The following is a 15,863-nucleotide window of genomic DNA, read 5'->3' as shown; positions in this document are numbered from 1 at the left end:
CACGAACCCCGCGTGGTCACCAGACCGGCCCCGAGCGGGCCCGGCCGCGCCCCCGACCCCCGCTGGGCCCACCTCCCCAGGCCCTGACCTACACCAGCCTGACCTACACCAGCAGGTGAGCGACGATGCTCGAATACCGGATCTTCCACCTGAACGACTTCACCCTGCAGCACGGCGCCACCCTGCGCGGCGCCGTGCTGGCCTACCAGACCTACGGCGAACTCGCCCCCGACCGCGGCAACGCGATCCTCTACCCGACCTGGTACTCCGGCCGGCACACCGACAACGAGTGGCTGATCGGCCCCGGCATGACCCTCGACCCTTCGCGTTACTTCATCATCGTGCCGAACATGCTGGGCAACGGCCTGTCCAGCTCGCCGAGCAACACCGCGCCGCCCTACGACCGCGCCAGGTTCCCCCACGTCACCATGTACGACAACGTCGCCGCCCAGCACCGGCTCGTCACCGAACAGTTCGGCATCGAACGCCTCGCCCTGGTCACCGGCTGGTCGATGGGCGCGGGACAGACCTACCAGTGGGCGGTCAGCCACCCCGACATGGTCGCCAGGATCGCCCCGTTCTGCGGCTCGTCCCGCACCAGCGTGCACAACCAGGTCTTCCTCGAAGGCGTCAAGTCCGCGCTCACCGCCGACGCCGCGTTCAACGGCGGCTGGTACGAGCGCCAGCCCATGACCGGCCTGCGCGCGGCCGCCCGCGTCTACGCCGGATGGGGGTTCTCGCAGGCGTTCTACTGGCAGCACCTGTACCAGCGGCTCGGCCACACCTCGCTGGAGGACTTCCTCATCGGCTTCTGGGAGGGCTTCTTCCTCGACGACCGCGACGCCAACAACCTGCTCACCATGTTGTGGACCTGGCAGCACGCCGACGTCGGCCTGACCCCCGGCTTCGGCGGCGACACCGTGGCCGCGCTCAGCTCGATCAAGGCGCGGGCCCTGGTCATGCCGGCCGAGAAGGACCTGTACTTCCCGCCCGAGGACGAGGTGTGGGCCGTCGGCCACATGCCCAACGCCGAACTACGCGTCATCCCCGGCGTGTGGGGCCACTTCGCCGGGCACGGCAGCAACCCCGACGACACCCGCTTCATCGACCAGGGGCTGCGTGAACTGATGTCGGCTTGAATGGGGCCATGAACTTCGGTGACCATCAGCTCGGCATCTACCTGGCGGGCATGCTCGAGGGCAAGACGCCCGAGATCACCACGGACCTGGCGAACCTGGAGTCCAGGGCCCGCGACGTGCTCACCCCCGAGGCGCTCGGCTACATCGTGCCCAGCGCCGGCAGCGGCGCCACCGCCCGGGCCAACCGGGAGGCGTTCGACCGGCACCGCATCGTGCCGCGCATGCTGCGCGGCGTCGACTGGCAGCGCGACCTGTCGGCCGACCTGCTCGGCACCCGGATGCCGGCGCCGGTGATGATCGCGCCCATGGGCGTGCAGACGCTGGCGCACCAGGAGGGCGAACTGGCCACCGTGCGCGCCGCCGCCGCGCTCGGCCTGACGTACGTGCACTCCACCGCCGCCGCGCACTCCTTCGAGCAGGTGGCCGAGGCCGGCGGCGACGCGCCCCGCTGGTACCAGCTCTACTGGCCCACCGACCAGGACGTGTGCGTCAGCTTCCTGAGCCGGGCCAAGGCGGCCGGCTTCTCGGTGCTGATGCTCACGCTGGACACGACGCTGCTCGGCTGGCGTCCGGCCGACCTCGACCGAGGGTTCCTGCCGTTCCTGACCGGCACCGGGCTGGCCAACTACCTGACCGACCCGAACTTCGCCGGCGTCGACAACCCGGTGCCGCACTGGGCGCAGATGTTCCCCAACCCCGGCCTGAGCTGGGACGACCTGCCGTTCCTGCGCGAACACTGGGACGGGCCGATCGTGCTCAAGGGCATCGTCGGCGTCGAGGACGCCCGGCTCGCCGCCGAACACGGCATGGACGGCATCGTCGTCTCCAACCACGGCGGCCGGCAGGTGGACGGCGCCGTCGGCGCGCTCGACGCGCTCCCCGCCATCGCCGAGGCCGTCGGCGACCGGCTGACCGTGCTGTTCGACTCGGGCGTGCGCACCGGCGCCGACGTGGTCAAGGCACTCGCGCTGGGCGCCCGCGCCGTCATGATCGGCCGCCCCGTCCTGTACGGGCTCGCCCTCGGCGGCCAGGCCGGCGTGGAGCACGTATTGCGCTGCCTGCTGGGCGAGCTGGACATCACCCTCGCCCTGTCCGGCCACTCCAGCCCGGCCGAACTCGGCCCGGGAGCATTGGCGAGCCGTTAGCCCGTTCGGATGGTGTCCGCCCCACTTTGCCGGTTCATCACCGGACTGTCGGTGAGCTCCGGTACATTCCCGGTTCGTTGATCACCTGCGGGCTCGCCGAAGCCCGTGGATGCCGTCTGCCTGGAGGGTGGAAATCATTGGACGCGGACAAACCCGCGTGGGAGCGACGCAGCGTGGTGCCGGTGGTGCCGCCCGTCCAGCCGCGCAAGCTGGCGAAGGTGCCCTTCGTCGAGCTGGCCGACGGACGGCTGCAGGGGGTCGTGTCGAGCGGATCCGACATCGCGCGGGTCTACGTCTCGTCGATCGCCGCGGGCACCCATGACTTCGACTGCAGCACCAACAACAACCGGCCGTGCGGCGGCCTGTACGGCTCGCCGTGCAAGCACCTGTACGCGCTGGCCGACGAGGCCGTGGTGCAGTACGGGCTGGACCGGGTCGCGCGTTACCTGCGGGTCGAGGTGCCCGCGGGCGGCAGCCTGATCAGGAGCATCAGCGGCTCGCCGGTGCGCACGCCGGCCGCCGTGGTGTTCAGCAGGTTCCTGCGGCACCTGGCCTACCTGGAGGTGCCCGACAGCAACGCGCCGCTGGCCGAGCTGCACTGGTTCCCGTCCACGCGGGCGGTGGGCTGATGCTCGACGTACAGCTCGCGGAGTTGACCGGCGGCGAACCCGACGGTGCCGGCGCGGCGCTCGACCTGGTGGAGGGGTTCGACGAGGCGCTGGCGCACGGGTTCGCCAGGCTGGGCGAGGAGCGCGTCGCCGCGCTGGCCGGGCTGGCCGGGGCGCTGGCGGCCAGCCCGCTCGGCGACCGCATGGGCGAGGCGGTGGAGAAGGTGAGCGCCGGCTCGATCGGCGACGAGCACCTGGCGGCGCTGGCCGGCGGCCGGGCCGCCGTGCTGGGCGCGGTGCACGACGCCCTGCTCGGCCGCTTCGACGGCGCGCTCGGCCGCGCCCGCGCGACCTGGCCCCAGACCGATGGAGAGCCCGCTGCGGACGTGCCGGGCGGGCTGCTCGCCGGCTGCCGCGGCTGGCTGCGGGAACTGGCCATCACCGGATGGCGCGGCGTCGACCACGACCTGGTCTCCGCCGTCGACCAGACGATCGAGGCCATGCTGGCCGTGCCCGCGCTGCGCGGCCTGGCGGTGCTGCTCGACGGCCTGGCCGCCGAACTGCGTGCCTCCTGCCCGATCGCCACCATGGAATACCTGCCGGTCCGGCGCTGGGCCGACCTGTGGACGCGGGCCATGCTGCTGGCGCAGTCCGGCCCGTGGGGCGAGGGCGCCGAGGAGGTGTCGGGGCGGCTGCTGCCGCTGGCCGTCGACGTGCACGAGCACGCCACCGTGTTCCGGGTGCAGGTGCACGCGCTGCTGGAGCCGTCCGACGGATCGCCGTCCCGGCTGGTCAGGACGAGCGTGGCCGCGGCCAAGGTCGACACGATCGTCGGCACGTCGGTGTGGCGGCTGATGACCGGCCACCCGGTGCTCATGGCCGCGCTGGCCGGGCATCGCGGCCTGGAGATCACCGGCATGACGCTGCTGGCCGGCGGCGACCTGCTGTGGCGCGAGGACCAGGCCGCCGCGGGGGAGCCCGCCGACCCGTTCGCCACCGCCCGGGTGCAGCTCGCCGGCGCGGTCGCGCCCGCCGTCCCGCCGCTCGACCGGCACCCGGTGCGCATCGCCGAGCCCGTCCTGCTGGAGGGATACACCGTCAAGGACGACGTGCTCGACCTGGGCGGCGGCACGCTGGCGCTCGATCTGGGCCGGCTGCCCGCCGGCGGGCCGCTGACCGCGGAGCTGGTGTCGGCGTCCACCGCGATGCTCGGCCTGGCCCGCTGGGACGCCGGCCGCTGGCTGGTGCAGCCGGTGGCCGTGCAGGCCACGGTGAAGAAGAAGCCGGTCGTCGCGCACAATGGCGACTGGGCGCTCGGCCCCACCGACCCCAAGGCCGTCAAGGCCGAGGCCAGGGCCGGTGACGTGGTCGCGGTGCTGCGAGAGCGGGCAGGGCGGTTGTTGCGCAGATGACCGAGACCCCGACCCCCGCCGAAGCCGTGGAGCTGAGCGGCGCCGACGAGACGCGCCGCCAGGTCCTGTACTGGCGGCTGCTGTCGCGCCTGTTCGGCTCCGACGAGCAGCCGACGCTGGAGACCGCCAGCGTCGCCATCGTCGACGACCTCGGCCTGCCGCCCGCCCTGCTCGACCCCGGCGTCTCGGTCGACACTCTGGTCCAGCGCTTCCCCGACCTGGGCGCCGAGCTGGAGAACCTGATGGCCGAGCGCGAGCACGACCAGGGCGACGAGGTACGCCGCGCCGCCCTGGTCTCCAAGCTCCTGCTCAACGTCTTCTCCACCGGCGCCGGCAACGTCACCGCCGGCGACCTGGCCAGGTGGAAGCAGGACGCCGCCTGGTTCGAGAAGGGCATGGGCTGCGAGCCGGGCGGGCTGCGGCACACCGTCGGCAACGAGGAACTGGCCGCGGTGCTGGCCGGGCTCGAAGGCGACCTGGTCAAGCGCATGCGCCTGCGCGAGGTGCTCGCCGACCCGAACCTGGCCAGGCAGCTCACCCCGAGCATGTCGCTGATCGAGCAGCTCTTGCACGACAAGTCGAACCTGTCGGGCGTCGCGCTGGCCAATGCCAAAGCGCTCATCCGCAGGTTCGTGGACGAGGTCGCCCAGGTCCTGCGTACCCAGGTGGAGAAGAGCACGGTCGGCGCGATCGACAGGTCGGTGCCGCCGAAGCGGGTCTTCCGCAACCTCGACCTGGACCGGACGATCTGGAAGAACCTCACCAACTGGAACCAGGACGACCAGCGGCTCTACGTCGACAAGCTCTTCTACCGCCACACCGCCCGCCGCACCACCCCGGCCCGGTTGATCGTGGTGGTCGACCAGTCCGGCTCGATGGTCGACGCGATGGTGAACTGCACCATCCTGGCCTCGATCTTCGCCGGCCTGCCCAAGGTGGACGTGCACCTGGTCGCCTACGACACCCGGGCGCTCGACCTGACCCCGTGGGTGCACGACCCGTTCGAGGTGCTGCTGCGCACGACGCTGGGCGGCGGCACGAACGGCACCGTCGCGATGGCCCTGGCCAAGCCGAAGATCGCCGATCCGCGCAACACCGTGCTGGTGTGGATCTCCGACTTCTACGACAACCGCTCGCTCATCACCGACTTCGAGTCGGTGCACCGCTCGGGGGTGAAGTTCATCCCCGTCGGCTCGGTCAACAGCTCCGGCTACGCGAGCGTCGACCCCTGGTTCAGGCAGAAGCTCAAGGCCCTGGGCACGCCGGTGATCTCCGGCCACATCAACAAGCTCGTCACCGAGCTCAAGAACTTCCTCATCTAGGAGAACCACCCTTATGACCGACATGCTGCGCGCCCCCGCCGAGGTGAAGTTCGCCGAGGAACTCGACTGGCTGGAGTCGATCGACGACGGCGCCAAGCCGTTCTCGTGGCGGCTCAGCCCCAAGATGGTGCGCCTGTTCATCCTCGGCTCCGAGCGCTCCGACGGCCTCGACCGGGAGATCCCGCAGAAGTGGTTCGGCGACCGGAGCTTCGTCGAGCGGAGCATCGTGACGCTCGCCTCCGACCGCGGCCTGCTGCTGATCGGCGACCCGGGCACCGGCAAGAGCTGGCTGGCCGAGCTGCTGTCCGCGGCCATCTGCCGCAACTCGACGCTCGTCGTGCAGGGCACCGCCGGCACCACGGAAGACCACATCAAGTACTCGTGGAACGTGTCCATGGTGATCGCCAAGGGTCAGTCGCGCGAGTCGATGATCCCCTCGCCCATCATGACCGCCATGGAGCAGGGCGTGGTCGGCCGCTTCGAGGAGCTGACCCGCTCCACCAGCGACGTGCAGGACGCGCTGATCTCCATCCTGTCCGAGAAGTACGTGTCGATCCCCGAGCTGGACGACGACAACATCGTCTTCGCCAAGCCGGGATTCTCCATCATCGCCACCGCCAACAGCCGCGACCGGGGCGTCAACGACCTGTCGTCGGCGTTGAAGCGGCGGTTCAACTTCGTCAAGATCCCGGTGGTCACCAGCAAGAAGAGCGAGGCGGAGATCGTCCGCTTCCGTACCGAGGAGCTGCTGCGCAGGCACAGCATCGAGCTGGACGTGCCGCCGACCCTGCTGGACATCCTGCTGCAGAGCTTCGCCGACCTGCGCGCCGCGGCCGCCTCGGCCACCAGCGACGACGAGAAGCTGGAGTCTGCGCTGTCCACCGCCGAGCAGATCGGCGTGCTGGAGGACGCCATCCTGCACAGCAACTTCTTCGGCGACCGCACGCTGCGCGCGCAGACGCTGGCCGGTTCGCTGGTCGGCTCGCTGGCCCGGCGCACCCCCGAGGACCTGGCCATCCTGAACAAGTACTGGCACGGCGTCATCGAGCCGCGCAGCAAGAAGGACGGCGGCCCCTGGACCGAGTTCCTCGAGGGCGGCCGCCAGGCGATCTCCACCCTGTCATGAGCGAAACCACCCAGGCACCCGCCGCCGAGGTAGCCGCGGCCGGCGCGTTCGGTTCGCTGCGCGAGCAGCTGCTCGACGCCGCCCAGACGTTCGCCGGCCCGCCGGACGCGCTGGCGGGCATCCTGTCCGGCCTGGTCGACGACGTGGACCGGGCGCTGCGCGAGCCGCTGGAGATCTTCCCGGTCTGCCACCACTCGCCCGCCTCCGGGCTGGCGATGGTGCGGCGGCTGCGCGAGAAGCAGCCCAAGGTCGTCTACCTGGAGCTCTGCGAGGACCTGCAGCCGCTGCTGACCGAGCTGCGCAACTGCCGCCTGCCGGTGGCGCTGCAGGCGTTCGCCACCGACCTCGACGGCTTCCCGCCGGACTCCGGGCCGCTCAGCGTGGTCGCGCCGATCACCGAGGCGTCGGCGGAGTACCAGGCCATCGCGTACGCGCTGGAGACGCCGGGCGTCGAGCTGGTGCTGGTCGACCGCTCGTCCGACCACGTGTTCCAGTGGCTGGAGCGCGAGCCGCGGCCCGAGCGCAAGGACGAGGAGTCCGGCCTGCACGGCGACGCGGTCGGCATCGAGATCGGCGACCTGCGCCCCGGCTTCGCCGAGCTGGAGGAGCACCTGCTGCACCACGGCAAGGTCAGGCACTGGTCGGAGTGGTGGGACCAGTACGTCGAGCAGCCGCTGTCCGGCGCGGACTACGACACTTACCGGCAGGTCATGGTCCTGATCGGCAGCCTGTTCCGCCGGCTGCGGTCGAGCGGCGACCAGCGCCACGACCGCGACGAGGAACGAGAGCGCTACATGTGGACCAGGATGCGCGAGCACCTGGCCGCCTCCGGCGCCGACCCGGCCGACTGCCTGTACGTGTGCGGCGCCTTCCACGCCGCCAGCCACGTGGAGCAGTTCGGCCTCGACTCCACCGCCGGCTACGAGATCAGCCCGCGCACCGGGACGCGCTGGCTGTACGGGCTCATCCCGTCCAGCCACTCGGCCATCGAGGCGCAGTTCGGGCTGGCCTCGGGCTCGGTCTCGATCGCCGCGGCGACCTGGACCAAGGCGGTCTCCCGCGACGGGCTGAGCCCGTTCCAGCTGGCCGGGCAGAAGGGCGCGCGCAAGCGCAAGGCCAAGGCCGTCGCGCCGGTCGCCCGCGGACCGGTCACCGACCGGCTGTCGGGATTCCTGGCCACGCCGCCCGACCCCGACGGCCTGGACGAGGCGGAGCTGCGCGAGTGGAGCGTCGACATCGTCCGGCTGGCCAGGCGCAACGGCTACCTGGCCAGCACCGCCGACGCGATCGCCGTGTTCGAGACCTCGATCCTGCTGGCCGGAATGCGCAACCGGGCCAGGCCGACGCCGTACGACTTCCAGGACGCGGCCGTCACCTGCATCGAGAAGGACACCGTCCCGGGACGGCGCGACGTGCGCAGGCTCTGCGAGATCCTGCTCGGCGGCGACAGGATCGGCGAGGTCGGCTACGACGCGATGCCGCCGCTGGCCCGCGACGTCTACGACCGGCTCGCGCCGCTCGGGCTGGACCTGGAGAAACGCACCATCCAGCGGGCCCTGATCGACCTGAACGCCAACCCCGAGCTGATCCCCTGCTCCGACCTGCTGTGGATGCTGCGTTACCTGCTGCCGTCCGAGGCGGTGCGGCCCATCATGGGCGAGCGCGGGCTGGGGGAGCGCTCGATCCAGGAGAGCTGGGACCTGGCGTTCGGCAAGTACCAGCGCTCCGTCATCGAGCTCGGCTACGAGGGCGTCACCATCGAGCAGGTGCTGGAGCAGCGGCTGCGGCGCGCGGTCTGGGACGAGAAGGCGACCGCCGCGACCGCGCTGGCCGCCGTCGAGGACGCGGTGGTGTTCCTGGGCAGCCGGCGCTTCGCCGACGAGCTGGGCGCGCGAGCCGTCGAGCTGCTGGCCGCCGAGCGGAGCGTGGACGAAGCGCCCGAGGTGCTGCGCAGGATCCGGCGGCTGCTCGGGCACTACCGGGCCGCCGAGCCGGTGCTGCCGGCCTGGTGCGAGTCGTTCGTGACGACCGGGTACGCGCACTACTGCACGCTGCTGCCGACGGCGTTCGCGGCCGACGACACCGGCGTGCGGCAGGTCGCGGCCATGCTCGGGTTCCTGTTCACGATGGAGGGCCTGGCCCTGTCGCTCGGCTGTGACAGGGCGCAGCTGGAGCTGGCCGTCCGGCAGTCGCACCCCGAGGCGCCGGCCAAGGTGGCGCTGCTGTGGGGCGCGCAGTCGCAGCTCGGCGTGCTGCCGCTGGCCGAGCTGCGGGCCCGCTGCGACGACCTGCTCGGCAACCCGCTGGTGGTGCCGTCGTTCCCGCACTACATCACCGGGTTCGTGCAGGCCATGGAGCCCGCGCCGGGGCTGGCCGGGTTCGTGGTGGAGGTGATCTCCAAGGCGTTCGGGCGGCTGCCCGACACGGTGCTGCTGCCGTGGCTGCCCAAGCTGATCACCACGCTGCGCGACCAGGCCGGTGAGCTGATGCCGGTGCTGGTCCGCGAGGCGGGCCGGACGTTCCCCGGCGGGCTGGCCGCCGTGGACTCCTGGACGCCGCCGTGGCTGGCCGCGCCCAGGGCCGCGGCGGGCACGCCGGCGCCGGTGGCCGCGGGTCCGGTGCCCGAGCTGCTGCTCGCGCACCCGGCGGCCTGCGACGCGGTGGCGGGCCTGCTCGGCATCACCGGCGAGTGGCGGGCCACGGGCGGCGCGCCCGGCGGGGCGCACCCGGAGGTGGCGGCGCTGCTCACCGAGCACCCGGACGCGGCCCTGGCCGTAGCGGCCCTGCTCGCCTGAGCGTCTCCCGGAAGGCGGCCCTGCTCGCCTGAGCCGACCGGTGGGCCGGCCCATCCCGATGGTCCGGCCCATCCGGGAGGGGCGGCGTTCCCCGGAGCGCCGCCCCTTCGTGCACCTGCACGACGGGAGATCAGGGGGCCGGTCGGGTCTCCACCGCCTCGCCCGCCAGTTCGGCGGCGGCGCGCCGGTCCAGGCGGCCGTCCGCGACGACGGTGACGACGCGCCTCGACAACGTCCGGGTCACCGGGAGCGGCCGGTCCCAGGCCAGCGCCGGGCCCACGCCCGGGTACTCGGCCACCCGGACGAACCACGGATCGACCGCGCCCGCCTGCGCGAAGACCAGGCTCCACGCGTCGCTCACCAGCGCCAGCCAGGGCGTGGTGCTGCCGTGCACGTCCTGCTCGCCCTCGGCCTCGCCGGTGAAGACGGCCAGGTTCGCCGACCGCGCGGGCGCGCGCCAGAAGAAGCCGCCGTACCCGGCGCCCGGCCTTCCCTTGCAGGCCGAGCTCCTGATCTCCAGCGGTTGCGGCACGGTCAGGGTGAAGCCGAAGTCCAGCGCCCAGCCGGGGCCCAGGGGCCGGGCGAGCACCGTCCTGCGTTCGGTGGCGACGGTGGCGCCGTCCGGGCCGAGCCAGGTCAGCGACTGCGCGAACCCGCCGTCCAGCTCCTCGAACGCGTCGTGCCGCTGGCGGCCGTGGTCGTCCAGCCAGGTCGGGCCGCGGTCGCGGACGAAGGTCCGGCCGCCCCAGAAGTTCGTGCCGCCGACGTCCGCGACGGCCAGGCCGACTCCCAGATGGTGCACGTGGTCGGCGGGCCGGAACTCGCTCACCTCCGTGCCGCCCAGCGTGCGCACCGGATGCAGGTACGGCCGCGGCGCGTCGGTCGCGGGCAGGTCGGGCCGCCAGACGTAGGAGGCCACTGGCGTGCCCGACACGCGCAGCTCCCTGGACCGCGCCCACGGCACGTCCAGCTCGGAGAACAGCGCCAGGCGCGCGGCGCTGCGCTCGGTCAGCTCCCTGACGCCAGGCACCTCCCTCCGGTCCCGATGCACGATCTGGTGCTCGCCGGGGATCGGCAGCGGATCGGGCGCGAGCCGCACCGCCTCCAGCACCCGCATGAACGCGCCGGTGCGCGACAGCGGCACGAGCAGCTCCGCGCCGTTCGTCACGTGCTCGACCAGGTTCTCCAGCAGGTTCGCCCGGGGGTGGGCGGTCCCGTCGAGCTCGTCGGTGGTGTAGGTGTACCTGGCCGTGCCCGCCGAGCCGTGCACGATCAGGTACGGCTCGCTGCGCCCCGTCGCGCACAACGTCACCGCCACCGTGATCACCCGGCCGCCGGCCAGGCGGATCCTGGCCGACGCGGTGTCGTCGGACTCGATCGGGTTGGCGTGGAACAGCTCCAGCTCCACCGACGCCACGGCGTCGCCCGCCTCGGCCCCGGCGACCGCCAGCGCGGTGGCGACCGCGTGCGCGAACGGGTTGGTCAGCGCGCCGTCCACCACGTCGCGGCCGTTCAGCCGGCGCCGGCCGGCCCAGGGCGACCTGGTGAAGTAGCCGGCCGGACGCTCCCACGCCCCGGCCACGCCGATGCCGCGCACCTCGCCCAGCGCCCCGGCGGCGATCCGCGCGCGCAGCTCGGGGATCGCCGCCGAGCCGAGGCTCTGGAAGCCGACCTGGCAGGCCAGCCCGGTCTCCGCGACGGCCGCGGCGATGCGCTCGTACTCGGCCAGCGACGCCGCCGGCGGCTTCTCCAGCAGCAGGTGCGAGCCCGCGCGCAACGCCGCCACGGCCAGGTCGGCATGGGTGTCGATGGGCGTGCACAGGATGGTCACCTGTGCCCCGGTGCGCTGGATGAGCTCCGCCAGCCCGTCGGGGCCGGCCTGCTCGGGCGTGCCCAGCCCGGCCAGCGTGCCCGCGTCCACCGGCCGCACGTCGCAGACGCCGCTTAGCTCCACCAGCCCGCGCGCGGCCAGGCCGCGCAGGTTCTCCAGGTGCGAGCGGCCGTGCCCGTACGCGCCCGCGAGCACCACCCTGGTCACGTCGCCCACGTCAGCCCCAGCCCCGGACGCCCGGCAGAACGCAGCTCGGCCCCCTCGACCCGCACCGGGTACGGCTCGGCCAGCAGCCCCAGGTCCGCCAGCGACGCGTCCTCCACCAGCTCCACCATGGCCGGATGAGGCAGCGCCAGCGCGAGCTGCCCCGACACCTCCGTCAGCAGATGCGGGTAGACCGGCACGTCGAAGGCCCTGGCCAGCTCGGCGATGCGGAGGAACGGGGTGATCCCGCCGACCCTGACCACGTTCGGCTGAACCACGTCGCACGCCCCCGCCACCAGCAGGTCGCGGAAGCCGTGCGTGGTGTAGACGTTCTCGCCGACCGCCACCGGCACGCCGACGCCGCGCCGCAGCTCCGCCAGCGCGGGCAGGTCGTCGGCCGGCAGCGGCTCCTCGATCCAGCACAGGTCGTACGGCTCCAGCGCGGCCAGCGCCCGCCTGGCCCGGTGCAGGTCCCAGCGCTGGTTGGCGTCGACCATCAGCAGCGTGTCCGGCCCGACGACCTCGCGGACGGCCGCCACCCGCTCGACGTCCTCGCCCAGGTCCGGCCGGCCCACCTTGATCTTGACCGCCGGGAACCCGGCCGCCTTCCAGCGGCCGGCCTGCGCGATCAGCTCGTCCAGCGGGTAGTGCAGGTTGACGCCGCTGCCGTAGACCGGGACGGAAGCCCGGCGCGGCCCGAGCACGTCGGCCAGCGGACGTTCGCCGCAGCGCAGGTCCCACAGCGCCAGGTCCACCCCGGCCAGCGCGATCGTGGTCAGGCCGCCGCGCCCGGCCTCGTCCAGGTGCTTCGACAGCCGGTCCCACACCAGCTCGGGATGGGCGGGCAGGCCGATCAGCGCGTCGCGGACGTCGTGGTCGAGCAGCGCACGCACCGCGTGCGCGCCGATCTGCGGCGTCCAGGAGAAGCCGGTGCCGGCGCGGCCGTCCGACAGCGTCACCTCGCAGACGATCACGTGGTTGGCCGGCACGTCCGGACCCCACGGCCGGCGCAGCGGCGCGGTGCGCAGGCTCGTGCGTAAGTCCTTGACCACGCTCATGCCGACACCAGCGCGAGCCCGGTCTTGATGAGCGTGTCGAGCTCGGCCAAGTGCTCGGGCGCCGGGTCGGCCAGCGGCGCGCGGACCGGCCCCACGTTCGTGCCGCGCAGCCGCAGCCCGGCCTTGACCAGCGAGACCGCGTACCCGGGCGCCTTGCTGCGCAGCTCGACCAGCGGGGCGTAGAACTCGGTCAGCAGCCGCTCGTCGCCGTTGAAGTAGGCCAGCGCGATCTCCGGGGCGAAGGCGAACACCGCCGAGGAGTACAGCTCCACGCCCAGCGCCCGGTAGGCGGGCATGGTCAGCTCGGCCGTGGGCAGCCCGTTGAAGAAGGTGAAGTCCGGGCCGATCTCGCGCCGCACCGCCAGCACCGTGCGCTGCATCCGGTCCACGTCGCCGAGCCCGTCCTTCAGGCCGATCACGCCGGGCACCCGGGCCAGCTCCACCACGGTCGCCGGGTCGAGCACCAAGGAGCCACGCTGATAGATGATCACCGGCAGCTCGGCGGCGATCGCGCGCGCGTACGCCACGAAACCCGCCGCGGTGCCCTGCGTGAGGTAGGGCGGCATGAGCAGCAACCCGTCCGCGCCGGCCGCGCGGGCGGCGCGGGCCTGCTCGAGCGCGGCGCCGAGCGGGCCGCCCGCCCCGGCGAGCACCGGCACCCGGCCCTCGGCCGCCTTGACCGCCACCCGGACCGCGCGCGCGTGCTCGTCCTGCGACAACGCGGAGAACTCGCCGGTGCCGCAGGCCACGAACACGCCGCCGGGGCCGTGCGCCACGCCGTGCCGCACGTGCTCGGCGAGCACGTCCTCGGCCAGCTCGCCGGCCTCGTCGAACGGGGTCACGGGGAAGAACAGCACACCGCTGAGATTCATGATCAGTACTCCCTGAGCTCGGTACGCCAGCTGCGCTTGGCCTGCCAGCCGAGCAGCCGCTCGGCCTTGGCTGAAGAGAATGCGGGGGTGGTGCCGGTGAGCGCGCCGGCCAGGCCCGCGGTCGAGGGGATGACCCGCGGCAGCAGCTCCGCCAGCGGCTCCCTGGCCAGCGCGTCGGCCGCGCCGGCGAAGAAGACCTCGCCGTTGGGCAGGCCGGGCAGCCGGTCGAGCAGGGTGATCAGCAGCTCGGCCGCGTCACGGGCGTCGATGTAGTTGAACAGTGAGACCCCGGCGATGTCCGGCCGGTCCAGCCGCTCGGTCACCGTGTGCCCGGACTGGGTCGGCGCGCCCTCCCACTCCTCCGGCGCGATCACGAAGCACGGCCGCACCGCGGCCATCCTGGTCGTCTCGGATGCGCGGGCGTAGGAGCGCATGGTCTCCTCGGCCACCAGCTTGGACAGGCTGTAGGCGTTCCACGGCTCGGCCGGGTGCTCCTCGTCGATGGCCAGGTAGGCGGGCCGCCAGCCGCCGGGCGAGCCGTAGCCGATGACGGTCGGGCTGCTGGCCACGATCAGCTTGCCCACGCCCAGCGCGACAGCCGCGTCGCACACGTTGAACGCCAGTTGCGTGTTGGTGCGGAAGGTCACCTGGTCGCTGCGGCTGAACGGGGTGGCGATGGCGGCCAGGTGCACCACGGCGTCGGGCCGGAAACGCGCGATCACCTCGTACGCCTCGCCGAGGTCGGTCAGGTCGGCGGGGAGACTGGCGGCGGCGTCGGCCGGGGTGCCCTCCGCCCTGTCCACGCCGATCACCTCGTGGCCTGCCGCGGCGAGCGCGGACACGACACTGCGCCCGAGGCGGCCGGCGCTCCCGGTGACAAGAGTTCTGCTCACGGGTTGTCTTTCCCTTCTGGCAGTCGCGAGCCTGCTCGGACTGCAACCAGTTGCACCCAAACCCTGGAGGTTGTCGGCTGGTTTCGTCAAGAGCAGGTTTGGCGGCACTGCTTTGACCTGCTAAGACACCGATGGGCTCAGGTGGGCGCACGGCCGGGAGGGCTGGTTCGGGTGCAACCGTTTGCGTTACAGTCGCGGCACTGCACGCGTTCAAGAGAGCGAGTTCATCGTGAGTTTCGGCACCACCCCCGCGGGGGAACGCGTCGACCGGTACGTCCTGAGCAACGGCCGGATGCGCGTCTCGACCCTGACCCTGGGCGCGATCGTCCAGTCCGTCGAGCTGCCCGACGGCGCCGACGTCGTGCTCGGCCTGCCCACCGTGGCCGACTACCTGACCCGCAGCCGCTACTTCGGCGCCGTCGTCGGCAGGTACGGCAACCGCATCGCCGCCGGCACGTTCACGCTCGACGGCGTCACGTACCGGCTGCCGCTCAACAACAACGGGCACAGCCTGCACGGCGGCGAGACCGGCTTCGACAAGCGGGTCTGGCGGGCCGAGCCGGACGGCGAGCGCGCCGTGCGGCTCACCCACGTCAGCAAGGACGGCGAGGAGGGCTACCCCGGCACGCTCACCGCCGAGGTCACCTACACCCTCGACGAGGACGACGGCCTGAGCATCGGCTACCGCGCCACCACCGACGCCCCGACCGTGCTCAACCTGACCAACCACTCCTACTTCAACCTGGCGGGCGGCGCCCGTGACGTGCGCGGGCACGTGGTGACCATCGAGGCCGACCACTACCTGCCGGTGGACGAAGGGAAGATCCCGCTGCCCGGGGCGCCGGCGGCGGTGGCCGGCACGCCGTACGACTTCACCGGCCCGGCGGCGGTGGGCGAGCGCCTGGACGGCTGCTACGACCACTGCTACGCGCTGCGCCCCGGCGGCCGGATCAGGGTGGCCGAGCCGGTCAGCGGCCGCTCGATGGAGGTGACCACGACCGAGCCCGGCGTGCAGTTCTACACCGGGCACATGCTGGACGGCGTCGCCACCCCGTACGGCAGGTTCGCCGGGCTGTGCCTGGAGACCCAGCGCTTCCCCGACGCGCCCAACCGGCCGGACTTCCCGTCGGCGGTGCTCCGGCCGGGCGAGGAGCACGTGTCGTCGACGACCTATCGATTCGACTACAACCGCTTGTAACAACTCGCCGCATGCCGCAGGATTATTTGCCAGAGCGACATCCAGCGCTAACGCCGCTACCTGCGTGAATGCTGTGATCGATATATCGGTAACGCCGAGGTAACGCCTGCAAAGGGTTGACGTAACTTTCTCCGGCGCTATAGGAAAGCGCCATCCCACTCACGTCACACCGGGAGGTCCCGTGATGACGACTGATTCCAGAAATGTCAGGATCCGATCCGTTCAGGGGCATCCACCGTGGTCGATTCGCTGTCGTTGAA

Annotated in this window: 12 protein-coding genes; 8 read left to right on the top strand and 4 right to left on the bottom strand. The window is 72.4% G+C overall.

The features are described 5' to 3' along the window. Positions 1–125: 125 nt before the first annotated feature. From HII36_RS33345 to HII36_RS33315, 7 genes are all read left to right on the top strand, one after another. Positions 126–1,139 (top strand): alpha/beta fold hydrolase, encoded by a 1,014-nt coding sequence (locus tag HII36_RS33345; protein WP_173527281.1) that lies wholly within the window; start codon positions 126–128, stop codon positions 1,137–1,139. A gap of 8 nt (positions 1,140–1,147) precedes the next feature. After that, on the top strand, positions 1,148–2,284 hold the full coding sequence (locus HII36_RS33340) for an alpha-hydroxy-acid oxidizing protein (RefSeq protein WP_173527280.1): 1,137 nt from the start codon (positions 1,148–1,150) through the stop codon (positions 2,282–2,284). Between the two features lie 137 nt (positions 2,285–2,421). Next, positions 2,422–2,913 (top strand): hypothetical protein, encoded by a 492-nt coding sequence (locus tag HII36_RS33335; RefSeq protein WP_173527279.1) that lies wholly within the window; start codon positions 2,422–2,424, stop codon positions 2,911–2,913. Then, complete coding sequence (locus tag HII36_RS33330; RefSeq protein ID WP_173527278.1) at positions 2,913–4,304, top strand: hypothetical protein; 1,392 nt, start codon at positions 2,913–2,915, stop codon at positions 4,302–4,304. Before HII36_RS33335 ends, HII36_RS33330 begins: the two co-directional genes overlap by 1 nt. Then, a complete protein-coding gene (locus tag HII36_RS33325) occupies positions 4,301–5,626 on the top strand; it encodes a VWA domain-containing protein (protein WP_173527277.1) in 1,326 nt (441 codons plus the stop codon). The genes HII36_RS33330 and HII36_RS33325 overlap by 4 nt, the downstream gene beginning before the upstream one ends. 13 nt (positions 5,627–5,639) lie before the next feature. Further along, positions 5,640–6,752 carry an ATP-binding protein gene (locus tag HII36_RS33320; protein WP_173527276.1) on the top strand — a complete coding sequence of 371 codons (1,113 nt, stop codon included), beginning with the start codon at positions 5,640–5,642 and terminating at the stop codon, positions 6,750–6,752. Beyond that, entirely contained in the window at positions 6,749–9,547 is a 2,799-nt protein-coding gene (locus HII36_RS33315; protein WP_173527275.1) for a DUF5682 family protein, read from the top strand. Before HII36_RS33320 ends, HII36_RS33315 begins: the two co-directional genes overlap by 4 nt. A gap of 130 nt (positions 9,548–9,677) precedes the next feature. Here HII36_RS33315 and HII36_RS58840 read toward each other — a convergent pair whose 3' ends face one another. Genes HII36_RS58840 through HII36_RS33295 form a run of 4 tightly spaced genes read right to left on the bottom strand, consistent with a single transcriptional unit; the run spans position 9,678 to position 14,405 of the window. Then, positions 9,678–11,594 carry a DUF6807 family protein gene (locus HII36_RS58840; protein ID WP_328808000.1) on the bottom strand — a complete coding sequence of 639 codons (1,917 nt, stop codon included), beginning with the start codon at positions 11,592–11,594 and terminating at the stop codon, positions 9,678–9,680. Further along, positions 11,582–12,640: a mandelate racemase/muconate lactonizing enzyme family protein gene (locus HII36_RS33305; RefSeq protein WP_173527274.1), complete on the bottom strand. Its 1,059-nt coding sequence runs from the start codon at positions 12,638–12,640 to the stop codon at positions 11,582–11,584. The genes HII36_RS58840 and HII36_RS33305 overlap by 13 nt, the downstream gene beginning before the upstream one ends. Then, the gene (locus HII36_RS33300; protein ID WP_173527273.1) at positions 12,637–13,512 is read right to left on the bottom strand and encodes a 5-dehydro-4-deoxyglucarate dehydratase; all 876 of its coding nucleotides are present in this window, start codon (positions 13,510–13,512) and stop codon (positions 12,637–12,639) included. The genes HII36_RS33305 and HII36_RS33300 overlap by 4 nt, the downstream gene beginning before the upstream one ends. Positions 13,513–13,514: 2 nt before the next feature. Then, positions 13,515–14,405 carry an NAD-dependent epimerase/dehydratase family protein gene (locus HII36_RS33295; RefSeq protein WP_173527272.1) on the bottom strand — a complete coding sequence of 297 codons (891 nt, stop codon included), beginning with the start codon at positions 14,403–14,405 and terminating at the stop codon, positions 13,515–13,517. 229 nt (positions 14,406–14,634) lie between these two features. Here HII36_RS33295 and HII36_RS33290 point away from each other — a divergent pair, with 229 nt between their 5' ends. Continuing rightward, positions 14,635–15,603: an aldose epimerase family protein gene (locus tag HII36_RS33290; protein ID WP_173527271.1), complete on the top strand. Its 969-nt coding sequence runs from the start codon at positions 14,635–14,637 to the stop codon at positions 15,601–15,603. Positions 15,604–15,863: the final 260 nt, after the last annotated feature.

The organism is Nonomuraea antri, from assembly GCF_013283785.1.
In the GTDB taxonomy this organism is placed as follows: domain Bacteria; phylum Actinomycetota; class Actinomycetes; order Streptosporangiales; family Streptosporangiaceae; genus Nonomuraea; species Nonomuraea antri.
This window is presented reverse-complemented; position numbering and strand designations above follow the sequence as displayed.